The sequence below is a fragment of the Paenibacillus sp. Cedars genome, assembly GCF_003184205.1.
Classification (GTDB): Bacteria; Bacillota; Bacilli; order Paenibacillales; family Paenibacillaceae; genus Paenibacillus_AQ; species Paenibacillus_AQ glucanolyticus.
Genome location: NZ_CP020866.1, coordinates 2,803,262 through 2,827,757 on the forward strand (window position 1 = coordinate 2,803,262; position 24,496 = coordinate 2,827,757).

Annotated in this window: 20 protein-coding genes; 9 read left to right on the forward strand and 11 right to left on the reverse strand. The window is 47.3% G+C overall.

Annotation, left to right across the window (positions count from 1 at the left end):
* Nucleotides 1-544: 544 nt before the first annotated feature.
* The 4 genes from B9D94_RS14515 (at nt 545) to B9D94_RS14530 (ending at nt 5,816) form a co-directional block, all read left to right on the forward strand.
* A complete protein-coding gene (locus tag B9D94_RS14515; protein WP_006210608.1) occupies nt 545-1,639 on the forward strand; it encodes a GerAB/ArcD/ProY family transporter in 1,095 nt (364 codons plus the stop codon).
* Nucleotides 1,636-3,192, forward strand: coding sequence for a spore germination protein (locus B9D94_RS14520; RefSeq protein ID WP_006210607.1), 1,557 nt, complete (start codon nt 1,636-1,638; stop codon nt 3,190-3,192). Before B9D94_RS14515 ends, B9D94_RS14520 begins: the two co-directional genes overlap by 4 nt.
* 34 nt (nt 3,193-3,226) lie before the next feature.
* Nucleotides 3,227-4,354, forward strand: coding sequence for a Ger(x)C family spore germination protein (locus tag B9D94_RS14525; protein WP_253806186.1), 1,128 nt, complete (start codon nt 3,227-3,229; stop codon nt 4,352-4,354).
* A 107-nt stretch (nt 4,355-4,461) separates the two neighbouring features.
* Nucleotides 4,462-5,816 (forward strand): IS3 family transposase gene (locus B9D94_RS14530; RefSeq protein ID WP_107338560.1). Its coding sequence is split into 2 segments (ribosomal slippage): nt 4,462-4,915 and nt 4,915-5,816, totalling 1,356 coding nucleotides; the frame shifts between segments, so codons are not numbered across the junction.
* Nucleotides 5,817-6,121: 305 nt separating this feature from the next.
* On the opposite strand, the gene B9D94_RS30985 is transcribed toward B9D94_RS14530, so the two are convergent.
* The 7 genes from B9D94_RS30985 to B9D94_RS14560 all read right to left on the reverse strand — a co-directional run bounded on the left by B9D94_RS30985 (nt 6,122) and on the right by B9D94_RS14560 (nt 13,788).
* On the reverse strand, nt 6,122-6,298 hold the full coding sequence (locus B9D94_RS30985; protein ID WP_006210706.1) for a hypothetical protein: 177 nt from the start codon (nt 6,296-6,298) through the stop codon (nt 6,122-6,124).
* 230 nt (nt 6,299-6,528) lie between these two features.
* Complete coding sequence (locus B9D94_RS14535) at nt 6,529-7,260, reverse strand: DUF4184 family protein (protein WP_063479530.1); 732 nt, start codon at nt 7,258-7,260, stop codon at nt 6,529-6,531.
* Nucleotides 7,261-7,438: 178 nt separating this feature from the next.
* On the reverse strand, nt 7,439-8,437 hold the full coding sequence (locus B9D94_RS14540; protein WP_006210708.1) for an LLM class flavin-dependent oxidoreductase: 999 nt from the start codon (nt 8,435-8,437) through the stop codon (nt 7,439-7,441).
* Between the two features lie 23 nt (nt 8,438-8,460).
* Complete coding sequence (locus tag B9D94_RS14545; protein ID WP_063479529.1) at nt 8,461-8,943, reverse strand: Rrf2 family transcriptional regulator; 483 nt, start codon at nt 8,941-8,943, stop codon at nt 8,461-8,463.
* Between the two features lie 416 nt (nt 8,944-9,359).
* On the reverse strand, nt 9,360-10,010 hold the full coding sequence (locus tag B9D94_RS14550; RefSeq protein ID WP_006210710.1) for a response regulator transcription factor: 651 nt from the start codon (nt 10,008-10,010) through the stop codon (nt 9,360-9,362).
* 6 nt (nt 10,011-10,016) lie between these two features.
* On the reverse strand, nt 10,017-13,109 hold the full coding sequence (locus B9D94_RS14555) for an ATP-binding protein (protein WP_148247341.1): 3,093 nt from the start codon (nt 13,107-13,109) through the stop codon (nt 10,017-10,019).
* Between the two features lie 49 nt (nt 13,110-13,158).
* Complete coding sequence (locus B9D94_RS14560; protein ID WP_006210712.1) at nt 13,159-13,788, reverse strand: C40 family peptidase; 630 nt, start codon at nt 13,786-13,788, stop codon at nt 13,159-13,161.
* Nucleotides 13,789-14,664: 876 nt separating this feature from the next.
* On the opposite strand from B9D94_RS14560, the gene B9D94_RS14570 reads away from it, so the two are divergent.
* The 3 genes from B9D94_RS14570 to B9D94_RS14580 all read left to right on the forward strand — a co-directional run bounded on the left by B9D94_RS14570 (nt 14,665) and on the right by B9D94_RS14580 (nt 16,789).
* Nucleotides 14,665-15,864, forward strand: a complete 1,200-nt coding sequence (locus B9D94_RS14570; RefSeq protein WP_148247342.1) for a cytochrome P450 family protein — start codon at nt 14,665-14,667, stop codon at nt 15,862-15,864.
* A gap of 347 nt (nt 15,865-16,211) precedes the next feature.
* The gene (locus B9D94_RS31905; RefSeq protein WP_367613817.1) at nt 16,212-16,475 is read left to right on the forward strand and encodes a hypothetical protein; all 264 of its coding nucleotides are present in this window, start codon (nt 16,212-16,214) and stop codon (nt 16,473-16,475) included.
* A complete protein-coding gene (locus B9D94_RS14580; RefSeq protein ID WP_172963948.1) occupies nt 16,472-16,789 on the forward strand; it encodes a hypothetical protein in 318 nt (105 codons plus the stop codon). Before B9D94_RS31905 ends, B9D94_RS14580 begins: the two co-directional genes overlap by 4 nt.
* Here the strand turns inward: B9D94_RS14580 and B9D94_RS14585 are convergent.
* The 4 genes from B9D94_RS14585 to B9D94_RS14600 all read right to left on the reverse strand — a co-directional run bounded on the left by B9D94_RS14585 (nt 16,776) and on the right by B9D94_RS14600 (nt 21,790).
* A complete protein-coding gene (locus tag B9D94_RS14585) occupies nt 16,776-17,699 on the reverse strand; it encodes a VanW family protein (protein ID WP_036639174.1) in 924 nt (307 codons plus the stop codon). The genes B9D94_RS14580 and B9D94_RS14585 overlap by 14 nt on opposite strands.
* Before the next feature lie 183 nt (nt 17,700-17,882).
* Nucleotides 17,883-19,133: a multidrug effflux MFS transporter gene (locus B9D94_RS14590; RefSeq protein ID WP_148248794.1), complete on the reverse strand. Its 1,251-nt coding sequence runs from the start codon at nt 19,131-19,133 to the stop codon at nt 17,883-17,885.
* A gap of 128 nt (nt 19,134-19,261) precedes the next feature.
* Nucleotides 19,262-20,824, reverse strand: coding sequence for an ATP-binding protein (locus B9D94_RS14595; protein WP_076151971.1), 1,563 nt, complete (start codon nt 20,822-20,824; stop codon nt 19,262-19,264).
* A 183-nt stretch (nt 20,825-21,007) separates the two neighbouring features.
* Nucleotides 21,008-21,790, reverse strand: a complete 783-nt coding sequence (locus tag B9D94_RS14600; RefSeq protein WP_148247345.1) for a DUF3889 domain-containing protein — start codon at nt 21,788-21,790, stop codon at nt 21,008-21,010.
* 290 nt (nt 21,791-22,080) lie between these two features.
* On the opposite strand from B9D94_RS14600, the gene ureA reads away from it, so the two are divergent.
* Nucleotides 22,081-22,725 carry an urease subunit gamma gene (ureA, locus tag B9D94_RS14605; protein ID WP_148247346.1) on the forward strand — a complete coding sequence of 215 codons (645 nt, stop codon included), beginning with the start codon at nt 22,081-22,083 and terminating at the stop codon, nt 22,723-22,725.
* Nucleotides 22,722-24,434 carry an urease subunit alpha gene (gene ureC / locus B9D94_RS14610; RefSeq protein ID WP_006210724.1) on the forward strand — a complete coding sequence of 571 codons (1,713 nt, stop codon included), beginning with the start codon at nt 22,722-22,724 and terminating at the stop codon, nt 24,432-24,434. The genes ureA and ureC overlap by 4 nt, the downstream gene beginning before the upstream one ends.
* The last annotated feature ends 62 nt before the right edge of the window (nt 24,435-24,496 follow it).

Consider the following 24,496-nt stretch of genomic DNA (forward strand, 5'->3'; position numbering starts at 1 on the left):
ACGCCTTTTGTACATGGTGCTTATTACGATACACACCTGCCAAACATGATGGCAACGGCATTTTCGGATATATACTTAATATCATTAATTACATTTAATTAATCACGTTAACTATAAATGTTTAATCGCATTAATTATAATATTTAATTACATTAACTATTGATGTAATGTCCTCCTTAATAGTATGATTCCATCCATTCAGTGCCCTTTCTGATGGAACTGTGATCTGGTTTGAGATGCTCAATGTACAGGCGCGATGCAAGCGTGCCTGTTTCTTTTTTTGCCCAGCCAGGTTGTAGCCCATGATTCCAATAATTATTTCTTGGGTAATCGCAAAAACCACACACATTCGACATAAGGCATGTCGTTGCTCAGAAATGAACCATCCGTCATATTCACTGAGCAAGCAGATACTGGTTCGTATTGGATCTCATACCTGTCGTGATAAGAATACTCATCCAGCGTAGCGTACATAAATTTCAGCAAATGGTAAATACTCACTGTATTGAATTAGCATGTATTCCCCCATATGGAGACTAGTATAATGCCCACTAGCAAAAAGATATCCATCATTGACGTTTTCTTTATCATGCTGCTTTCCTTAGGGATTACCAACCATGTCATCTTGATCCCGCTGCTGCTACAAGCCGCAAGCCGCGATGCATGGATGGGCACGATTGTGACCATGATTCTTCACATCGGCTGGGTGTATATTCTCTACTTCATCATGAAGCGAACCCACAACCAATCCATATTTGCCTGGTTTCAAGAGCATTTTGGTAAGACGGTTGGCCGAATATTCATTACCATCTCGAGCTTCTACTTTTTTGTGATGGCGATGGTCATATTAAGAGAAACCACAACGTGGATCAGGGTCACATACTTGCCTCAAACTCCCAAAACGGTTGTTTCGTTGGTCCTTGTACTGTTATGTGTATATGTGGCCTATAACGGAATTCGTTCGATAGCCATCATATCCGGAATTCTGCTGCCCTTCGTATGGTTATTGGGACATTTTGTGGCTGTATCCAATCTGGAGTACAAAGATTATTCCTTGTTAACGCCGCTATTTGTCGAGGGCTATACTCCCACGCTGAACAGCATGGTCATTGCGGCAGCCGGCTTTATGGAGATGATTGTCCTGATTTTCTTTCAGCATCATATGAAACGCAGGATGAATTATTTTTATATCGTGTTACTGTCACTGCTGTTAGGTGGATTAACACTCGGCCCGTTAATGGGAGCGATCGCCACATTTGGACCAATTCCTGCCATGCAGGCACGCTATCCGGCATACGATCAGTGGATGCTCGTCACGATCACGAAATATATAACGCATGTCGACTTCTTGGCATTGTATCAGTGGATCTCGGGTACACTCATCCGAATCTCCCTGTTTCTGTTCATTATCACCGACGGCATGGATCTCAAGAAGCCAAAACACCGGGCTTGGACGTTGTTAGTGCTCGGGGTTATCCTATCCATACTGACTCTGAATTCTACAATTGATAGACAGATCGAATTATTCGTCCTGGGAAAATATTCGCTGGCTTTCCTCTGTTTCGTTGCATCCTTAACGCTAGTCATTGCTGTCGCTGTTTCATTTAAAGCTAAGAACAAGGGAGGTCAGAAAACATGAAGCACCATAGAATCCGAAATCGAATGCTCCAGCGTCAACCTAAAGCAAGCGGAGAAGAAGTGAAATCAGCTCCAGAAGCGACAGCAGATGAGGAAAAAGCTGATCTGGAATCATTGAATGAAGAATCTTTGCGTGCCATGTTTTCCTCTTCCGCCGATGTCATCATCACCTCATACCCCGGTAAGGACAAAGGAGCGGTTCCTGTTCTCCTCCTCTATTGCGAAGGAATGATCAATTCGATGGTCCTTACGCAGTATGTACTCCCGAATCTGGAGCATAAGCTGGGGGACTCATCGGAGTGGGATGAGCTTTCCAACATGCTGGATAAGTCGATGGAATGGAACCGGGTGGAGCAGCATGTCGAAGTGATGAAGCAATTGTTTGCGGGACGTCTGATTCTGTTCTTTTCAACCCATCAATGTTTTTACTCCATCGACATTGCCAAGATGCCGAAGAGACAGCCGGAGGAGTCCAACACTGAGGTCGCCATCAAGGGTGCGCGGGACGGGTTTACCGAAGATATTAGCACCAATGTGGCACTCATCCGCAAAAGGCTGCGCACCGCCTCGCTGCATCATGAGCGGTCGGTCGTCGGGGTCCGCAGTCAAACCAAAGTATCGCTCCTTTATATTTCCGATATTGTGCGTCCGGAGTTTATCCAGGAAGCCAAGAAACGCCTGGATGAACTTAAAGTCGATGCTCTGGTCACCAGCGGTCAGTTGGAGGAAGGCATCTGTAAGTCATCACTGTCCCTGTTTCCGCTCGTTGATTATATCGGAAGACCCGATTTCGTGGTTGAATGCTTGCTTCGCGGGCGATTTGTTTTTTTGGTTGACGGGTCGCCGATGGCCATCATCGGTCCGTGTAATCTCATTGAGCTGTTAAAATCCCCCGAAGATTCGTATTTCCCGTTTTATTTTGTCACATTCGAACGGTTGCTTCGGTTATTCGGTCTGCTCATCGCCATATTCCTGCCTGGTTTTTGGATCGCATTGACCAGTTATAACATGGACCAGCTGCCTTTCCCGCTACTTGCTACGGTAACCAATTCCAGATTCGGCCTCCCCTTCTCCGGCCCTATGGAAATATTGATTATGCTGGGCATGTTCGAGCTGTTCCGGGAAGCGGGAATCCGCCTCCCCAAGGCGGTCGGACAGACAATTGCCGTTCTTGGAGGGTTGATTATTGGTGACGCTGCAATACGGGCGGGTCTTACATCACCTACGATGCTTGTCGTTTCAGCCACGACTGCCGTCGCTACGTTTACCTTGGTCAATCAGACGCTAAGCGGAACCGTTAGTGTCATTCGACTGTACGTGCTTGCATGGTCCTCTTTGCTCGGGACGCTCGGTTTTTTCATAGGGATGATGAGCATCATCGCTTATCTCTCCGTATTGGAATCCTTTGGCCTTCCGTATCTTGCCCCCTTGTCACCGTTAACGCCGAAGGATGTGGTAAGCGCCATTCTTAAGAAGCCTTGGTTTTATAGCAAGAGGAGACCTGAAATGCTTAATCCGATAGATGGTACATCGAAAGAAGGGGATGGATCATGAGATGACGACCTGTATCCGCTTCTTAGTAAAAATCATGTTGGTCCTCCTAACGTTAAACGTCCTCTCCGGTTGCTGGGACATCAAAGAAATTCAGGACATGAATTATATTACGGCCATTGGCATCGATTATGAGGATGGGCATTTCGTTGTGTATACCCAGATGGCGGATTTCACGTCCGTTGCCAAGACAGAGACCGGAAACTCCGGGAAACCCGCACAAGTTTGGACCTCCACGTCGCGAGGCAAAACCTTGGATATGGCCATCAATCAACTGTACGATACCGCTCAGCAGCGGACCATCTGGAGTCACATTTCCAGTATCATTATCAGTGAAAAAGTACTGAAAACCCAGATCATTTCGCAACTCGATACCATCGCCCGGTATCAGGAAGTCCGTCTGACACCGTGGGTGTTCGGGACTCGGGAGTCCATTGAGGATCTCTTGACGGCACCGGCATTTTTCAATCTCTCCCCCTTGAGCACGTTGTCCCATGAACCATTGGAGGAGTATAAACAGAAATCGTATATCGTTCCCCTTCGGTACTTCGATTTTTTGGCTGTCATGACCGAGCCTGCCTGCACGGCCTTGCTTCCTAACCTTACCGTGGATCAGAAAACCTGGGAGAAGGACAGAAAACCTAATCCCAAATTGCGTGTTGACGGTGTATTTACCATCGTCAAGGACACCATGAGTGCGATCTTGACCAACGATAAACTTAACGGATTACGCTGGGTACAGGCCAACACGAAACGTTCACCCGTTCTGATCATGAATGATGAAGACTATGCTGGAGTCGTGGTTCTTCAATCGCCCAAGATTCGCAAGGAGTTAAAGATCGTAAATGGGGAGCCTAAATACGAACTCCATGTTAAATTAGACGGAAACGTCGTTGAAGCGCTTGTCGATTTCACCAAGAGCGACTATGAACGGGAAGCCGCAAAGATTGTAAGGCAAGAGATCATCGATACCTTCAGAAATGGGCTGAAAGCGAAAACTGACATTTATAGCCTTGAGCACATTCTGTTTAAACGAGAACCGGGTCTGTGGAAAAAACTGAAGCAAACCTCGCCTCTCATTATAGATGAGGACTCATTGGCTGTCGTTCAAGTTGATATTCATTTGGACCATGTCGGCATGAAACTGCTGCCGCGTCGGGATTAGGGTCGCCTGAGTTTTACAGCAAAACAAAAAAAGCCAGCCATATTCAGCATCGACTGAACTGCACCCCATTTGTTAGACATATCTAACAGTTGGAGGTGCAGTTTTTTATGACTAAATTTACGAAGGATAGCAAATTGGCATTAATTCAAGGGTATGACTCTGATCTTCTATCTCAAACAGAATACGCAAATCAAATGCGTGTAACCAAGTCTCAATTCCAATATTGGTTGAAGCTTTATGAGATACATGGTGAGACTGCCTTTACTAACGGCTATACAAATTATCCGGCAAGCTTTAAACTGGACGTACTCAATCATATGGCTCAATCAGACGCTTCTCTCATGGATACCGCTGCTTTGTTTAAGCTTCCGGACTTCTCCATGTTGTATTCCTGGCAGAGAAAGATGGAGACAGGCGGTTTAGAAGCCCTTGAGCCAAAAAAGAAGGGGCGTCCATCCATGAAGAAAAACCCCAATTCGTCTACCAAACGATCCGTAGTTGAAGGGTCTGTCGAAGCACTTGAAGAACGTATCAAACAGCTTGAAATGGAAAATGAGTATCTAAAAAAGTTGAATGCCTTAGTTCGAAACAAGGAAAAATCACCAAACAAGACAAAGCACAAGCCGTCTGGCAACTAAGGCATAAATATCCGGTGAAGGCACTCGTACAGGTGGCTGGTGTCCCGCGAAGCACCTATTACAACCTTATAAAGTGTATGAACCAACCAGATCCGAATACCGAGTTGAGAGCTGAAATTCAATCCATTTACGTGGAACATGACGGACGGTACGGATATCGCCGTATTCGTGATGAACTGACAGTCCGTGGGTGGAAAGTTAACCACAAAAAGGTTCAGAGACTCATGAAGAAAATGGGTCTTACATGCCTGGTTCGCGTGAAAAAGTATAAGTCATATAAAGGGAGCGTCGGCAAGATTGCACCGAATCATCTGGACCGCCAGTTCACGGCTGGGGCGCCAAATGAGAAATGGGTGACGGACATTACGGAATTTAAGTTATTTGGAGAAAAGCTGTATCTATCGCCCATTTTGGACTTATTCAACGGGGAAATTATCACCTATACCCTGGATTCACGACCAACCTATTCTCTGGTATCTCAGATGCTGGATGCAGGACTGAAACGTCTGCCGGAAGAACACCATCTTCTCCTTCATTCTGATCAAGGATGGCATTACCAAATGAAGTCGTATCGGCATGCACTTAAGTCGAGAGGCATTCTCCAAAGCATGTCACGAAAAGGGAATTGTTACGACAATGCCGTCATAGAGAATTTCTTCGGCATTCTCAAGTCGGAGTTTCTGTACTACAAAGAGTTTGAATGTGTGGAACATTTTAAGGAAGAACTAAAAAAATATATGGAATACTACAATACCAAACGGTTAAAGGCAAAATTAAAAATGAGTCCGGTACAGTACCGAACTCATTTTGAGAAAGCTGCCTAATGAAATAACCGTGTCTAACTTTTGGGGGTGCAGTTCATCGACGCAGAACAAGCTGGCTTTTTTTCATGAAACAATAAGGAAAGGTCCCTTTCTGAATATTGCTAAATACAGCCATGCTTGTATGCAAGACGACTGGCCGTATGCTGTTCCAATATGCGCGGCCTTGCTCCATCTACATCACCATTTCCAGCTAATTGTGAGGATCCATTTATGGCTCGTGAGGAGTTAGAGATAAGGGTCACAGATCAGATCATATATGTGTATCGCAAGTTTTTGATAGTTTCAGATAATTCCTGATTTCGCTGTTATATGATAATTTCCACGTTGTCTTCCGAGGTCAAGTCATCATATGCTATATAAAGGCCTATGCCTGCGGCGATTAGCACTAGAAGTGCCGCAATAAATGCTAATTGTTTAAGCGTAGCCGTATTCGAAGTTGCTTGCTGGTTTTTTTGATTTTTGCCCTGCGTTCCTTGGCCCATACTACATACCTCCCACTTCCCTGCCTTACCATAAATTATGATTCCAATATGAAAATGTTGTTAGGCAAACTACGCTTTTATAGTTTTCGTGACAAGAGTCCATGCACAGCTCCGGTATTTTGATCTGATTACACCCATCGCGGCCAAGTACAGACTGTAGCGGCTCCATTTCCCTTCACCGTCCTGAGGCGTCATGGACAGAAAGGGCTCTCTGCAGTTATTTGCTAATTCTATCTAGCTCTACTCCAAAAAACAAGACATGTCATAAGCAAGGCCAGCAAGAAACTGCTGATCGCCGGTACGACTAACTGCAATATAAATGCCAAGCCATCTCCATCCACCACCGTAATCATCGCCATAACCATCATGACGATAAAGATTGCTGCCCACACACACCAAAATGGTAAAATCGGATGCTGATATTTCCTTTTCTCAGGCATTACGTACAAATGGCGATGAATCCACCATACGATCAGACCCAAACCGAGGAGGGTGCTGCCATGCTGGCACAGCTTATACACCGGGATATGTATAGATCCCATTTGAATTGTTTGTGTAAGCAAGGGAATATGATTGACGAGCCATGCTCCCTTGTGCGTAAACTGATCCCACAGCAAATGTGTGGCAACACCTGTCATTCCCATGACGAGAACGAGGAGCCAGCCTTTTAATGATATGGGCAGCTTCCCTTCCCTACTCCAGCGATATGGGAACCATGAAGGTAAATACACGTGTAGAACCGGTCTTGCGACACATTCAAACAACAGGTATAGCAGCACAATCATGGGCAGATTGAACAAAATAACGCCTAAGCCCTCGTGGCTCCATACCGAAGCCGCTCGAAACCGGATAAAATACTCGAAATCCGGTGCCATGCAGCCGATTACGAGAGCAGACACTGGCAGTGATTTTTTCCTCCACCAGGGCATGGTAATGACAGGATGAGCAAATGTAAAAGGCATGGCTTCTCCTAACTTCTTCATAATTTAAGCGAATACGTTCCTTACCTTTTAACGCTCCACACGCAAACAAAGTTGCTCTCCTGCATCTGCTTCCAACCTGTTGCCTACAACACAAATGCATGAAAAAAACGCCAAGTCTCTTCAGTCGAGGACTTGGCGTTTGATTTGATGAAATCTATCACGAGCCCAGCAGTTCGCGAGCCAGCAGCCGATATACCTCAAGCCGTTTCTCCTGCGAATGGGGAATGCTGCATATCATCGCTTCCTGGAATCCGTACTGGGCTTGTTCTTCCTGCAAGCGTACGGCGATGTCTTTAACCGCCCCAACCAGATGGATCTTGCGCCCTTCTGCGATGGCCATCCGGTCGATTTCCGTTAAGGATACCTCTTGAGCCTGCTCGGGTGTCAGCACTTGAGTAATTCTGCCTTTACTCATCATCAGGCGAAAGATATCCTGCGGTAACGCCTCATACTCGGCTTCTTCCTTCGTTTCAGCTGTAGTCACCATATAGGATACATTAATCTCCGGCTTGTCCATGAAGACAGAAGGCTGGTAGTTATCCCGGTAATGGTCCAATATCTCATTACTCATCGCACCGTTGAAGAATTGTGCGAAGGAATACCCCACTCCCATCTGCGCAGCTTTGAGTGCACTATTGCCGCTGGAGCCGAGCAGCCACACCTCCGGGAGTGCTACATCTGTTGGAGCCGCGAGATTCTTCGTATACAGCTCATCTTCCGGAATCTGGTCTTGAAGCAGCTGCATCGTAATACCGAGTTTGTCATACATGTTATGCAGCATTAACTGGCGCCCTTCAGACAGTGCATACATGGCACTTGTATCGCCGCCGGGAGCCCGTCCGACGCCGAAATCAATTCTGCCCGGGGAAAAAGCACTTAGCGTTTTAAACACTTCCGCCAGCTTGAGCGGAGAATAATGCATCATCATCACGCCGCCGGTGCCGATTCGAATACGATTCGTTCTGGCGGCCAGCCGGGCTGCCGTTACTTCCGGTGCTGAACTGGCAAAGGTATTACCGCCATGGTGCTCTGCCATCCACATTCGGCTGTATCCCAGTTCATCGGCCAAGACAGCCAGTTCTTCTGCTTTATTCAAGGCACCCTCCGCTGTATTGCCACTTGTCACCGGAGCCTGATCCAATACGCTTAATCTCATGCTAATTCCATCCCCTTCTTCGGTTAGACGACCATTTTGTTGTTAATCCATTCCTCCAAACCTGCCACTTTGTCCTTAAAGCGTTCACCACACATCTCCTCCGACAGCGAAGCAATGGTCTCCCGCTTCAATACAGCTTTCCAGGAGGATTCAGCTTCTTCCATCAAATTCGTTAACAGGCAGCAGCTTTCTTCCTTTTCCAAATCCAGCATGTCCACCAGAATTCCGTGGGATGAATACAGCGACTGCTGTCCTTCCACCGCGAGGTAAACATCATAAACACGAATATCTTCAGGCTTCTTCTTTAACCTGAAGCCACCTTTAATGCCAGGCACAGACGTAATAATGTCGGCTGTGACCAGCTTTCTTAACAGTTTTTGAAAATAGGTTGCCGATGCTCCAAGCTGTTGGCTAATCGCTTCTCCAGGCAGCACCGCTTTGTCGGGCAGCATGTTGAGCAGGACCAGAGCATACACCGACTGTTCCACCCCTGTTTTCATATGCATGAACAGCACCTCGATTTTAGGTAAGTAGCATGACTCAAATTGCAGTTTCTCAATTTATGCTTAAAGCGGATAATCATTATCCACGTTATATATTATATCAGTTTTCCCCGAAAGTAAAACCTCACTGAGCTCAAATGCAATGAATTCTGATAAAACAAAGAACAAGATGGCGTCACCAACGCCATCTTGTTCAGTTTCAACGTATTTCCCTCGCATAACTACTATAAGTAATGAGGGGGCCAATTGGTATGACCATTACATGACAAAAGGCATGACATTTGTATGATCCTTATATGACTTTTATATGACAGGAGTAACTGTTCCAAACGACGATCAAACCCTATACTCGTAGATATGCATGACAAAAAAAACACCACTTTCCATAGAAAGCGGTGTTCTTGAAGATCAAAAAAATGTCAATCAAAATCTCTAAGAGCATGTTTAAGCAGTGGAATGGCCTTGGTCCGATCATTCATGCCGATTTTCTCATAGATAACGCTAATGTAGTTCCGAACCGTTCCTTCCGTGATATATAACATATCGGCGATTTCCCGATTATTCTTATATTCCGTCATCAGCTTTGCAATCTGTAACTCTCGTGGTGTCAGATTATAATGTTGTGCCGGAAACTGAGGAGCTCCGGTTGTCCTTAACCGGGCTGCTAATTTTGCCGCCACCTTCGAGGGGAGCATCATCTCGCCGCGGACCGCCTCTTGGATCGAAGTAATGATTTTGTTGGAAGAGAAGTCCTTAAGTAAATATCCCGATGCTCCATTGGCAAGACACTCTATAATGAAATCCTCTTCTGTGAACGTCGTGAGGATCAGCACGATGGTTTCCGGATGTGACTGCTTAATCTGGCGTGTTGCCGCAATTCCGTTCATAACCGGCATTTCGATGTCCATTAACACAAGCTGAGGGCGCAGCTGCTCCACCAGCTCGCAGGCGGTCTGTCCATTGTCCGTGGTGGCAACAACATCCATGTCGGGCTCCAGATTGATAATCGTCTCCAGGCCCTCACGAACAATGGTTTGATCCTCTACAATAAGTATGGTTATGCTTGACATATCTGATCACTCCTTAAGCGTGGATCGGGGCATGGTGAGTACTAGCATACAGCCTGCTCCATCCTTCGTGCTGACCTGGAAGGTACCGCCCCTTCGCCGGGTAGTTTGGCGCATCATAGTCAAACCGAATCCAAGCCGTTCGGATTCGAAGGGAAGTCCATTATTCTCGAGTGTAAACCGAATGGATTCTTCGGTCTCTATTAATTCAAACCGGAAGATTGTACACTGCCCGTGACGTATTCCGTTGGTGATCCCCTCCTGCAGGGCATGGCGGATCAGCTTCTCAGCCTCCGGCTCGAGACTGCCATCCGAAACTTCAATTTTGTGCTCCACTATAACTTCCGCATATTGCTGGGAGTCATTGATAATCTGCAGCAAGGAGTTCCGGAACGTTGCAGAGGCAGCCTCCTCCTCGGCAAGCATATGCACAGATTTCCGCATTTCATGAAGTCCTCTGCGGAGCAGGTCCGATGCATGTTTCAGTTTCTCTGTTGATTCCGGTGCGTTATGGGCAGACATTTTCAAACCGGCCTCCAGCTGAACAACGCTGGCTGTAAGAATATGCCCCACGTGATCGTGGATATCTCCAGCAATCCGATTCCGCTCTGCCAGAACGGAAACCTTCGACATAGCCCTGGCCCGTTCTTCCAAAGAATGCTCAAGCTCTATGGTTCTTGCCTCCACTTCGCGTTCCAGCGTTGCATTCCAGCGTGCCAGTTGGAGATGCAGCTCCAGACGGGCTAACAGCTCCTGCTTGGCAACGGGTTTGGCAAGATAATCATTGCCGCCGTGTTCGAAACCGGCAACGAGATCCGTCATTTGACTTTTTGCACTGAGGAACAGGATAGGCAATTCCCCCGAGTTGTAATGCTTGCGTATTTCTTCTCCTAGCTGAAGTCCGGATACATACGGCATCATAACATCCAGCAGCGCGATATCTGGTTTATATCCATTCTCGATCCACTCCAAGGCCTCTTGTCCGCTGCATGTCGACCTGTGTGAATACTTTCCGCCCAGGAACTGCAAGAGCACCTGGACATTAATCGGATCGTCATCCACGATAAGCACGGAGGGCAGCTGCATGTTAGAGTTCGCTGGCTCCCTCTCGGTCTGAACGATCTCCCAATGGGGGAATGACTCGGTCTGGATATAGTCTGTGACGGGTAGAGGAGATTCCTTCGGTTTTCCCTCACCAGTCAAGGGAAGTGTAAAGCTGAACGTTGATCCTTCACCAAGTCTGGACGTTACTCCAATGCTGCCATCATGCAGCTCGATTAACTTCTTAGTAATGGAGAGTCCAATCCCGGTACCGCCTTGCTGCGATCGATGCAAGGGATCAACCTGCTCGAAGGATTCAAAGATGCGGACCTGATCTGCTTCTGCGATCCCGATTCCGGTATCGCTTATCTGAACCGATACCTGTCCATACATTCTCCTCGCCGTGACAGTAACGGTTCCATTTTCCGTGTATGCAATCGCATTGCCGATTAAATTATGCAATATTTGCTGCAGCCTATTCTCGTCTGCCATCACGTAGATATCGTCCGGCAATTGGTGAGATAATAGGAGCCCTTTCTTCTGGGCCAATGGGTTCAGCACTTGAAGGGTCAGCTCTACGGACAGACGCAAGTTAACCGTCACGATGACCAAGCCAATCTCCTGATGCTTTAGCTTTGAGAAATCCAGTATATCGTTTACCAAATGCGCAAGCCGCTGACCGCTAACCTTCATTAGCCGCAACAGATCGACAACGGGGGATGGCAGCTTGCCGGAGCTCCCATCAATCAATGCATCCGCTAAACCGATAATGCCATGGAGCGGAGTACGCAGCTCATGCGAAGTTTTTGCCAGGAATTCATCCTTCAGCTTGTCCAGCGTTAACAATCGCTCCGATAAACGCTCCACCTGGGAAAATGCCCGGGAAAATTTCATGGACAACAATAATGCCTGCAAAAAGACAAACCCGAGTACGCCGAATTGCAGCAAAGCTGGTGTGGCCAGGACTCCATTGCGATTTAAGGTATCATTAACCGCTGTCAGGAAGATGAGACTGAACCCGAGTATGAGAAGGACAGCCCCTTCTTGTCTTTGTCTGGCTAGCCGAATGGATGCATAAACGGCATACAGGACAAGCCCTATGGAATAAATCTGAAACGGGATCAGTGAATAATCATACACCCGAATACGGGTTGTAAGCACCAGCACAGTTAAGCCCATCGTGAATAACTGCGTCAAACGCCATACCTTGCGGGACAGAAATTGAGGAAACAAGTGATAGATATATGAGATCAAAAAGAACTCGCCGACGTAAATCGTTAGATACGATGCTTTGGCAAACCATTCCCATGAGAACGCTGGGAATACTTCCAGTACAAATCTCGAGCCAACCAACATCGTTCGAACTGCAATGCAAATACAGAACAATCCGAAGTACAGCGGAGTGACGTCGTTGCGCCTCAGCATGTAAAGGATTATATGATAAACGGCGATAACCAGCAGGGAGCCGATGACAAGACTGTCTCGTACAAGCTCCTTTGACTTCTCCAGTTGCAGTTGCTTGGCATCTCCAAGCTCAAAGGCGTTATTAATTCCTCCCTTGGGATACGTAAAATTGGCAACCTGTATCAGCAGTGTTAATCGTCCATCCAAGTCGGGCTGCACGGGTACGACTAAAGATGCACCGTACTTCGGAACGGTGGAATCAGGCGTTGATCCTGGTTTTCCGGCCGAAGCTGCCAGGGTATCGTTCACCCACAAGTTGTAAGAGGAATATGCATTACGCAGCTTGAGTGCAATAGACTGTTCTGAATCAAGTCCGTTAATCGTCAAACGAAACGTTGCATATCCGTCGGCTGGAAGTTTCATTCCATTTAAGGTATAGTTCGTCCAATAATCGGGGACATTCACGTAGGCGCTGACTGAAGGAATCGTTCCCTGTTTCAGGTCAGCAGGCTCTAGCAGCTGATTCCAATAAAATGCCCACTTCCCGTTCAGCTCCAAACTCCCATCTGTGGCAAAATTCCATTCTGCAAGCTGTAACTCACCGTCCTTCACCGAAGTGGAGGACTCGGCTGCCGCAACCTTCGAATGGCAATCCACAGACAGGATCAGGTAAAAAAAATGAGTGCCGCCGCGTGTTTACGCCATTTCATGTGAGAATCGACGCTGCATCAATGTAAATTTCATCGCTTAATCGAGCATTTCCCAGCAGAGAAAGATGTCGCTTCGACGTAAAATCTTTGGGTTCGTAACTGTTAGGTGCCTTAGCTGAGGATAGCAGTTTTAATTGGATATAAGTTTCCGCCACCAGTTTACTGCAAAAAAAGTCGCGGAAGGAAGATGTAATGCCAAACTTGCCTTCGATGATTTCCCAATACATCTGTTTTTTATCCGGAAACACGGCATCATGCACCTGCTCGATAAAATGATCCAGCTGCTCATACATTTCAGGTGTTCGATCAGCATGCAGATGACGGATCGCAAACATCGTATCATAATGGTTACTAACATCCGTTGACAATCGATCCCGCAGCTTCACAATCTGAGGACCTGACTTTTTGACATGTAACCATGAATCCTCCAGATTATCGAGCGATGTGGATTCCCATAAGAGCACTTCATCGTTCGGCGCGCGTACGACCATCGCAACATGTGACCATGGGCAGTGCTCCAGCTCTTCAATGCGCAAACTTCCCTTGGCTACACCGTGAGCGAGCAGAATATCTCCGGTCTGCAGCTGCGGCTCAATCTCGTTATAAGGCACAGTGGTTTGGTTCATATTATCCCCCTTGGCTGGTGATGATCACCATAAAATTTATCCTTCAGTTTAATACTAAACGCAACCCATAAATTGTCAATCACTGATATTGGTCTCTCGCATCCTATTTGTCCATTTCAGCATCCATTTTTACTAGATACAGGTAGATTTCACTTCGTATTGGGCAGCAGTCGATTCATCAGTGAATCTGCACAAAAAGGCCAGCCAGGATTATACTCCGTTGCAGGCCTGCTTCATGTATATAGTCCCGGTCAAACTCGCCTTACGATTCGCTGATTTGCGAGCCTCTGCTGCTAGACTTCCTCCCATACTCGTTATCGAAATGGGCCGCATAATCGGCGATCTGCTGGCATCCTTTCCCAATCCATTTCAGGTGGGGTTCCAGATAATCGATGCCCATCTTCTCTGGAGGTAGCGTGAATGCGTGAATGCCGTCACATCATGACGCATGTGCTTGATTCCTAACCTGCGAACCGTATCCACATGGCGTTTAATCCGCTCAACTTTTGCTTCAAAGTCATCTCTGCCCTCCTGGACAAAAATTAGGAGGCATGGAATAGTTGCATAATGCGCTACAGGCCGTGTCGGCCCGTTCACGTAGCGTAGATCATCTGCTGCGCAGGTGAAATGTTCAGACCCAAGATCACATCAGGATAATCCTCGCTGGCAAGCACCAGATTGAGCTTTTTTGTGCTCTATCACAGATTAATGGAGGCTGCGGGCCAGCGATATTCGCAAAAGGTGAAAAGAAATGTTGATTTCATTCAAAATGACAATTTATACAAAGTGATAGACTAATTGTGAAATTTGGTTATGGTCTTCCCCATCCCTTATACTGGATAAGAAGCTAACATTTTCGAGAGGAGACCCTAATGTATGAGTGCGAACGAATCTCTGAAAAATGCGTTGTTTACTGAGGAATTCACCCAAAACCCTTATCCTGTTTACGAGAAATTAAGACAAAGCGAACCGATTCTGAATCTGAAGTTTCCTGATGGTCGCTATGGATGGCTGATCACTTGTTACGACGAGGCGGTTGCCGCGCTGAAGGAAGGCCGGTTTATAAAAGACATTACCAAAGCTTACGGAGCAGAACATAGCAGTGTATTCAGCACCAACATGCTGTTCGCCGATCCGCCGGATCACAAACGCCTCCGCGGACTGGTGCAGAAAGGCTTCACTCCCCAGAGAATTGCTGATATGCGGAGCCATATACAAGACATTGCCGATACCCTTCTGCATGAAGCCTCCGCTAAAGATACGATGAATCTCATTGATGAATATGCCTTTAAACTTCCTATTATTGTGATCAGCGAAATCCTTGGTGTACCTACGGAGGATCAGGACAAGTTCCGGGTATGGTCCAACTCCATCATCGGCGCTTCGAATCGGGAAACAAGCGAAGAGGTCGTTCAGCATATGCATGAATTTATCGCCTACTTGAAGGATTGGTTTGCCAAGGTTCGCGAGAATCCGGGCGATGATATGATCAGTCAGCTGGTCATGGCCGAGGATCAAGGGGATCGTTTATCTGAACAGGAGCTGTATGGCGTAGTCACGCTTATGATTATTGCCGGCCATGAAACAACGGTTAACCTGATCGGCAATGGCGTGCTTGCACTGCTGGAATATCCGGAGCAGCGCAAGCTGCTGCAGGAACAACCCGAACTCATTCATGGCGCTATTGAAGAAATGCTTCGTTATAACGGTCCAGTTGAATTCAGCACCTCACGCTGGGCCGCGGAGGATATGGAGTTTCACGGTGTTCAGATGAAAAAAGGCGATTTGGTCGTGGTTTCCCTGAACTCCGCAAACCGTGACGCAGGTCCATTTGAACATCCCGATCTCTTTAATATTACGCGGGAGAAGAGCCAGCATTTAGCTTTTGGCAAAGGGATACATCTATGCCTGGGGGCGCCGCTAGCCAGACTTGAAGGCGAAATTGCAATCAACACGCTGCTCCGACGCTATCCTCATTTTGAGCTTCAGGCTGGTGTGGATGAACTTAGATGGAGACCTGGCATGATCGTCCGGGGCGTGGAAGAAATACCGCTGGCCCTCCACCCTGAATCATGAGCAATCCTGGAATCATAGTCTTCAAATAACAAGAGGCGAATCCGCTAAACGGGATTCGCCTCTTACTTATAGAAAACAACACGGGATACCCGTATCGATTTCCACAACTAATTTAAGTGCATTTCACATATATACCATAATAAATATTATGTAAACTAATGTATAGGTCAGCAGCGGTTATTTACGGGACACAAACTGGCTGGCTCTGCGACATCAACCGATCAACGTTTACGCTTTTCCAGCGCGATGAAGGATCTTGAGCAGCAAGGCGTGACCTTTGTACCCGGTCGTGTAACTTCTCAGGATTTGAAATCCCGGCCGTCACCGATTCCGGTCGTGCCACGATTTTGTTTATTGAAGCTGTTCCAGATGGGATATTGGACACATTCAAGGAGATTAAAACTTCCGAAGCGTTCGAAGAACGTATGCGGATCACTGTCGAGGTCGAGGAATATTTTCCGGAAATCGCTGCTCGTAATCACTCCTGTTTCATTGTGGGCTCCTTGATGAACAGGCTTATCTTCAGACAGCGATCACTTCGATCATTCACCGCCCTTATGTCATGGAGAACCACACCCTTATTTTGGGATGCGGCGATAGTGTCTTTTTGACTGATCCGATTACAGGTCATGGCTGTAATACGGCATCCTATGCGGCTGAGCAAATCTATGAAACCCTTGTAACAAACAAGGAAGCCGCATGGGATGAAGCTGTTGGCGCAGCTTATTGGAACCGGGTAAAGGCCTATATCGTTGCGGTTACGGAATGGACCAACGCAATGACACAGCCGCTTCCGGAGCATATTGCAGGACTACTCATGAAGACCGCCGCTGACCAACAGACGGCTGATGAAATCGCGGCCTGGTTCGAAGACCCCATCAAGGCAAGGGAAGCTTTCTTGGGCAATTCCATTAATCCCCGCTGACAGGATTGTGCAGGCTGTCTTTCGTTTCCTCCGGCAATCGATTCGATATGCTAGGCACATTACGCGGCTTGTATTCAATGAGCTCAGAGGAAAATATGGATACCGTCATTCTTCCGCCACTACCGTAGGCCCGAATTAGAATAGGCTGGTTATATGCATTCTCAAACACAAAGTCGGGTCCGCCCCAGCTGACCGTCGCATCCCGCCCCGGAAGCACATAGGGAACATTACGGCTGTGGGAGTACCGCTTGACGATTTGCAATCCAGCCCGGTCGATGGCATTGAACAGTGTGGAGGATACCTGACAGATTCCTCCCCCCACTCCCTCTGACAGTTCACCTCTTACAATAACGCCTGCACGCTTATAACCTCTGTCTATCGTTCGCATGCCCACAACCTCATTGAAGGAAAAGGTTTCGCCCGGAAATACGACGGCACTATCAATCGCTTTTGAAGCTAATGCAATATTGTGGGAACGATTTTTATTACTGGAATTAAAATAAGTGACATAGTAACCGATGGGTTTAACCCGGATTGCCGCAAGAAGCTCCGTGTCCACCTTGGGATAGGTCGGGTACCATGGAGCCTCGATGGAAGCAGAGCCGGTGCCGTACATATAAGCATAGTATTGCTCCAGCAGCTTACGACGGTTCAGCCGATGACCGTTCTGTCCGGGAACAATCTGTCCGCTGCTGCCAATGCGGGCATTCTGTGCTTCAAGATATGTTTTCCGATCAAGCATATCCACCCACTGCTCGTATTTATCCATGTCCAGCAGCGGGAACACGTCAAGCGCGTGTTCGCTACGACTTACACTGGTCATGACTTTTCCTTCTTGCATAATCGTTAAATTGTTGTTATCCGGTTCATTCTCTTGCAAGAGTAAGAACAATAGGCTTACAACCGACATCCATCTCAAACCAGTTCACCCGCTTTTTCTTTAGGTTATCCTCTGTCCGTGCTTGCTCGGTCTACTACTCCGTATATTTCTTCTCTATGGTATTATGATTGCTTAACAGACAATTCATGCAAAGCCTTATAAAATGCAAAAAGAAACCCGCACCATGAAAGGTCGGGTTTCTACACAAGGTACTTATAGTGCAACGTGAGTGTCTTTGCGGCGGGTGAGCGGCATGACCAGGAATAAAAACGAACTGATCGCCAGCAATTCTGCAATGCCGATTACCGTTCCCATCGGTGCCGCCGTTGTGCCGTCACCCAGTCCCACCAGGGGACTGGCCGCTGCACCTAACAACAAGGGCAGCAAACCAAGCAGTGCCGAGGCGCTTCCCGCTGTACGGGCTTCCTGCTTCTGCATCGCGAGCGATGTTGTCGTAGCACTTACCATACCGACGGCCGATACAATCAGGAACAGCATCGGTGCAATGAATAATAATCCTCCGCCAAGCCATGTGATGACGAATAACGAGGTCCCTCCAAATGCGGCAATCACAAGTCCTGTCATTAACAGTTTCGTTTCACCGGTGCGAGAAGCCAATCTGCCTGTTATCTGCGAGAACAAAACAATACCAATTCCATTCACGGCAAAAAACAGACTGTACATCTGAGGGGAAACACCGAATATATCCTGCAGAACGAACGGAGATCCCGAGATATAAGCAAACATTGCGGCGGATACAAACGCTTGAGATAGCGCATAGCCAACGAATACACGGTCCTGGATCAGTGTACCGAATGTGCGAAATGTCTGCTTAATGCCACCGGTTGCTCTTTTCTCCCGGTTCAGCGTCTCGGGAAGACCGAAGAGGACAGCAAGCAGCATCAACACACCGATCAGGAACAATACAACAAAAACCCCGCGCCATGAAACAAAGTTAAGGATAAATGCTCCGAACACAGGCGCAATAATCGGTGCCAAACCATTGATTAACATCAGCAAAGTGAAGAATTTGGTCAGCTCGGAACCGGTGTATAAATCCCGGACGACTGCTCTGGAGATAACAATGCCCGCCGCTCCGCTTGCTCCCTGTATGAAACGAAGTGCAACCAGGACCCATATGCTAGGCGCAAATGCACAGAGCAAGGAGGTCACCGAATAAATAATCAGTGAGACGATCAGCGGCCCTTTCCTCCCCCTTATGTCACTTAACGGTCCGGCTACCAATTGTCCGAGTGCAAGTCCGAGCAAGAATGTCGTCAGGCTGAGCTGAGCTAATGAGGCAGGTGAACCCAAACTTTCTGACAGCTTGGGAAGCGCCGGTAAATACATATCAACAGATAATGGCCCAAATGCTGAAAGTGATCCGAGAATCAGAGCAAACTGAAGCCTCTTTCTGCGCGTTAGTACCATCGTAGAGCTGGCTTCATTGGTGGAAATCGACATACGAACGGTTACTTCCTTTCCTGCAACACAACGATGCATATCATGATTAATCTCTTCTCTAAAACATCCGACTGCTAAATAACTATCCTATCATAGGATATATTCCACGATATTGCTATCCATTTTTTCTAGGCCAACGGAATCCGCAAGGTAAATGTCGTACCCTTACCAAGCTCACTTTGTACGGTAATTCTCCCGCCATGATCCTCTACAATTTTCTGACACAGGGACAGTCCGAGACCCGTGCCCTCTTCTTTGGTTGTATAGAACGGATCAAAAATCTTCGCCAGATTTTCATCAGCAATCCCTTTACCTGTGTCCTCGACCCTTACCACCGCAAGCGCTTCTACTGCCTCTAGCGAGATACGAACCGTGCCGGTATGCTCCATCGCCTGAAATGAATTCCGGATCAAATTAATCAGCACCTGAATGATCTTGTCGCGGTCCATGACGATATGGATCGGATCATCGCTTAAATCGAGCGTAAATAGATGTCCATGGGAAGCAGCTTCGGATTCACATAGGGAATAGACACGGGTCATACAATCCGTAAGCGACTCAACTTTCATGTTGCTGGCATGCGGCTTGGAAAAATGCAGAAACTCCGCTGTCAATTCCCCTACCCTCGTGATTTCGCCCATAATCACCTCATACCAGGGCTGTATGTTATAGCTTTGATTTTTGGAAAGTTGTATGAAGCCTTTAATCGAAGTGAGGGGATTCCGGATTTCATGAGCCATCCCGGCAGCCAGCTCTCCCACCATCTTCATCTTTTCCGTTCGAAGGATCTCCTCCTGGCTTCTCATCCAGGAATTGCGCCGCATCTGAAATATCCGGTCCTCCGCGGTGCTGAGCATCTCCTGATAGGTTAACGCTTCATGGGGATAACACGTAATGCTGTATGTCACCTGAACACCGATATGCTCAAAGTTAAACATGCTGCTCTCGATGTTTACATGCTCCGGGAGCAGTATAGCAAAGCGATCTCCTGCGTACCGGGAAGCAGCAAGCATATCGTTCAGGAACAGCTTGCGCAGTGCGCGCGAGAAACTGATAAGAATCTCATTGGCGGTCGATATATCTTTGGCATTCAATGATTTGAAGTTGTTGATATCCAGCAGCACCAATTGAAAAGGCTTGTTCAATTTAATTAAATGCTGAACTTTATGCAAATATCCATCATAATTGAGCAAACCCGTTAAAGGATCGTGATACGTCAGATAATCATTTTGCTTATATAACTTCTTCTTCTCCGAATCGAGAAAGTTCACGAAATGAAAAGAGATCACGATGACAAAAGACGCCAAGGTATCAAACACAGAGACCAATATATGATACTTCGTTAATGGCAAATAGGTCAGACGAATGACGGAATATTGAAGAATCATGAGAAAGCACAGCGACATCGAGTCTCTAAAATTCTCTTTCTTATGAATGAGATTAATAATAAATATGTAATACAAGAGAATGCACCAATTCAATTGGCTAACATAATGAAAGGCCCCGAGGAAGAGAAATTGAACATTGCGGAGCCATTCATACTTTCGATCGAACACGACGGATAAGTACAATAGTGCTGCCAATAACAGCATCAAAGGGATGGATGATTGGTAATCCAGATAAACCGACGACACGATAATAAAGACCGATATCAAAGGAACAAATAGGAGCTTAAGGACAATAAACGGCAAAGCGAATCACTCCTAAATCGCTATATACTGGCGCAAAATGTAGAAATAACGGAGGCAAGTATCACCAAATATGGTACACCATAAGCAGACGTCTGAACAGCAGGAAAACACGACTTTCAGAAAAGCATGTGTAATTTTTTTCCTGAAAATGGTGTTATCCCTGCTTCCAAACCGTTATTCCTTTTAGAATTCCTCGTATCGTATCGTTATGAATTGATCCGTGGTCGGATTGAACACAACGATCGCATAAACGCCGAATTCACGGGTTCCCTTCTTCAACCAAAGCTTGAATTTCTCCTCCGCCAATTCGCTGGATTTCGTGGTTCTCCCCATATAGAGATAATCAATTACGTCCATATGATAATGGTCCTTCGTTTGATTTACTGCGAGATTCCCCCACTTCGCATAAGCCGGGTCTTTGCTATCAACGACATGAATTAGAGACTGCGCGATTTCTGTCAACTCCTGTTGACTGATTGCCGACGAGGCTTGATTGGCTGCCGTCAACAGATACTGCCAGTCGCCTTTTTCGAATGCCAATAGCTGGATTGAGTTGATGGGTCCCTTGTAGAACTTGGCCACGTTATGATCCGCAAGCTCCGTTTCATCAAACGACAGATAATTCAGTTGTTGTCGGTTCTTTCTTGGATACAGCTCGATCGTATACTCATTCTCAGGCTTGTGTTGATGTTGATAATGAATCTCCAAATGCTCGTCCAATCCTCCCTGTGTGTCATAGCAGCGACCATACTGATGCGTGAAAGATACGGATGGCAGCTGTGGAGGCAAAAGGATCTTCTTCCCGAAATGTACCTCACAAGTCCTCACGGCCTCTTCGACGAGCTGGGCGCCGGATTCAAGAATGGCCTGCTGGTAGTCATTAATCGAGGATTCTTCCATGCTCTGATGATCACCGGGACTTATCCCGAGCCATAATATCCCTGTCAAAAAAATGCTGTTCAGCATGTAACCCCTCCTGCTAGTCCTCAATATCAACCCTGTCTGAGCCTAAGGTTCCCGCTAAAGATGTTCCTATGCGTGATATGGCATTCGTTGGATATTCGTTAGAACTATTTTAAGAGGACTAGAACATCTTCTGTTAATTATATGTTAATTTATCTAACATAAATATTGACTAACTTTCTATGAAGTGCTACATTTATCCAAAATAAACACCATTACGCAGCGTGTCAGTCTGCATTCACAATTATACGTTATGTATTCTGACGCAAACTATTGCAAAGGGAGTGACTTGGATGCATCTTACTTACCAAGAGAGAGACAAATTATTGCTTTTTCTAGCGTCTGAATTAGCGCAGAAACGTTTGGCCCGCGGGTTGAAATTAAACTATCCTGAAGCGGCCGCACTTATTTCAGGTTACGTTGTTGAAGGTGCTCGTGACGGCAAGTCTGTAGCGGAGCTAATGGAAGAGGCGCGCCATGTCCTGTCTGCGGATCAAGTCATGGATGGAGTTGCCCATTTGCTTACAGAAGTCCAGGTGGAAGCTACTTTCGTGGATGGCACCAAGTTGGTCAGTGTTCATGATCCGATCCAAGGCACTCTCGCTTCAGCGGGTATGATTGCCGGGGAATATGATCTTCGTGATGAGCCCATCGAGCTGGTTCCTGATCGGCCCCGCATTAAGCGTGAAGTAACGAATACCGGTGATCGCCCGATCCAGGTAGGCTCACACTTCCATTTTTACGAATGCAACCCGGCCCTGCAATTCGATCGGAACGGCACGCAAGGATACAGGCTCGATATTGCCTCTGGTTTATCCACAAGGTTTGAACCCGGGGAAACTTCAGAGGTTGTCCTTGTGCAGATTGGAGGCAGTCAAGAAATTCATGGCTTTGCTGGTTTGATAAACGGAAAAACGAATGGGATGGTGAGCTTATGACAAAGATTGATCGCGCTACCTACGCCAGTATGTATGGGCCTACGACAGGAGATCGCGTAAGACTCGCCGATACCTCCCTCTGGCTTGAGATTGAAAAGGACTTTACCGTTTACGGGGATGAATGTGTTTTTGGAGGCGGTAAAGTCATTCGTGACGGCATGGGTCAGCATCCACTGGCGACCCGTGCGGAAGGCGTACTGGATCTGGTCATTACGAATGCCATCATCATCGACACCTGGGGCATCGTCAAAGCCGATATCGGGATTAAGGACGGATTCATTAGCGGCATTGGTAAAGCGGGGAACCCCCTGATGATGGATGGCGTTACCGACGGCATGATTATCGGAGTTGGTACCGAAGTCATCTCAGGCGAAAATTTGATTGTAACGGCTGGCGGCGTGGATTCGCATGTACACTTCATCAGTCCGCAGCAAGTGGAAATTGCACTTCAAAGTGGTGTGACCACATTTGTTGGCGGAGGCACCGGACCCGCCACGGGTACGCTGGCTACGAACTGTACTTCAGGGGTATGGAATTTGCAGCGCATGCTGCAGGCAACCGATGCATTGCCGATTAATATGGTATTTCTGGGGCGCGGGAACAGCAGCCGCCCTGAAGCGCTGGCGGAACAGGTGCATGCAGGCGCTGCCGGACTTAAGATTCATGAAGACTGGGGCAGCACGCCTTATGTCATCGATAAATGCCTGAATGTCGCTGAAGAGCTGGATGTACAGGTTAATATTCATACCGATACACTGAACGAAGCCGGTTTTGTTGAAGACAGCCTGCGCGCCTTTAACGGCCGGGCAATTCATACCTATCATACCGAAGGCGCCGGAGGCGGCCATGCACCTGACCTGCTTCGGGTGGCTTCCATGCCGAACGTTCTCCCCTCCTCTACCAGCCCAACGATGCCATATACCGTCAATACGCTGGATGAACATCTGGATATGCTGATGATATGTCATCATTTGGATCCGCGCATCCCGGAGGATGTTGCCTTTGCCGCTTCCCGAATCCGGGCAGAGACGATTGGTGCGGAAGACATCCTGCATGACATTGGAGCCATCAGCATGACCAGCTCCGACTCTCAAGCCATGGGCCGTGTGGGTGAAGTCGCCATCCGCACATGGCAAACGGCGGACAAAATGAAACAACAGCGCGGTCCGTTAGGTCCGGATACAAATGCTGACAATTTCCGGATTAAGCGCTACATTGCCAAATACACCATTAACCCTGCCATCACCCATGGCATCTCGAATTATGTCGGCTCCATTGAAGTGGGGAAAATGGCCGACCTCGTGCTCTGGAAGCCCGCCTTTTTCGGCGCCAAACCGGAGATGGTGCTGAAAAGCGGCATGATTGTCCATGCGGTCATGGGAGATCCGAACGCTTCGATCGCCACACCGCAGCCCTATATGTATCGGCCGATGTTTGGCAGTTACGGTGGAGCGCAGGCTGCACTTAGCGCGACCTTTGTCTCGCAATCCTCCCTAGAAATGGGGACGCTGGATCCATTAGGATTGCGAAAGCAGCTCCTGCCTGTTCAGAACTGCCGGACCGTGAGAAAAGCGGATCTTATCCACAATGGTGAGACGCCGGAAATTATGGTAGACCCTGTGACTTACGCAGTTACCGTGAATGGCGAGAAGCTGACAAGCGCACCATCTGCCAATCTGCCCCTGTCACAGCGTTATTTCCTCGTTTAACCCCAAGATATATAAGACTTCGGGATAGTAATACTAAAAAACCATGAACTGCTTACCACGCA

What these genes read in the sequence shown, in the direction of transcription:
- B9D94_RS14515 (WP_006210608.1), top strand. Translation starts at nt 545, where the DNA reads ATGCCCACTAGCAAAAAGATATCCATCATTGACGTTTTCTTTATCATG.
- B9D94_RS14520 (WP_006210607.1), top strand. Translation starts at nt 1,636, where the DNA reads ATGAAGCACCATAGAATCCGAAATCGAATGCTCCAGCGTCAACCTAAA.
- B9D94_RS14525 (WP_253806186.1), top strand. Translation starts at nt 3,227, where the DNA reads ATGTTGGTCCTCCTAACGTTAAACGTCCTCTCCGGTTGCTGGGACATC.
- B9D94_RS30985 (WP_006210706.1), bottom strand. Translation starts at nt 6,298, where the DNA reads ATGGGCCAAGGAACGCAGGGCAAAAATCAAAAAAACCAGCAAGCAACT.
- B9D94_RS14535 (WP_063479530.1), bottom strand. Translation starts at nt 7,260, where the DNA reads ATGCCTTTTACATTTGCTCATCCTGTCATTACCATGCCCTGGTGGAGG.
- B9D94_RS14540 (WP_006210708.1), bottom strand. Translation starts at nt 8,437, where the DNA reads ATGAGATTAAGCGTATTGGATCAGGCTCCGGTGACAAGTGGCAATACA.
- B9D94_RS14545 (WP_063479529.1), bottom strand. Translation starts at nt 8,943, where the DNA reads ATGCATATGAAAACAGGGGTGGAACAGTCGGTGTATGCTCTGGTCCTG.
- B9D94_RS14550 (WP_006210710.1), bottom strand. Translation starts at nt 10,010, where the DNA reads ATGTCAAGCATAACCATACTTATTGTAGAGGATCAAACCATTGTTCGT.
- B9D94_RS14560 (WP_006210712.1), bottom strand. Translation starts at nt 13,788, where the DNA reads ATGAACCAAACCACTGTGCCTTATAACGAGATTGAGCCGCAGCTGCAG.
- B9D94_RS14570 (WP_148247342.1), top strand. Translation starts at nt 14,665, where the DNA reads ATGAGTGCGAACGAATCTCTGAAAAATGCGTTGTTTACTGAGGAATTC.
- B9D94_RS14585 (WP_036639174.1), bottom strand. Translation starts at nt 17,699, where the DNA reads ATGTCGGTTGTAAGCCTATTGTTCTTACTCTTGCAAGAGAATGAACCG.
- B9D94_RS14590 (WP_148248794.1), bottom strand. Translation starts at nt 19,133, where the DNA reads ATGTCGATTTCCACCAATGAAGCCAGCTCTACGATGGTACTAACGCGC.
- B9D94_RS14600 (WP_148247345.1), bottom strand. Translation starts at nt 21,790, where the DNA reads ATGCTGAACAGCATTTTTTTGACAGGGATATTATGGCTCGGGATAAGT.
- ureA (WP_148247346.1), top strand. Translation starts at nt 22,081, where the DNA reads ATGCATCTTACTTACCAAGAGAGAGACAAATTATTGCTTTTTCTAGCG.
- ureC (WP_006210724.1), top strand. Translation starts at nt 22,722, where the DNA reads ATGACAAAGATTGATCGCGCTACCTACGCCAGTATGTATGGGCCTACG.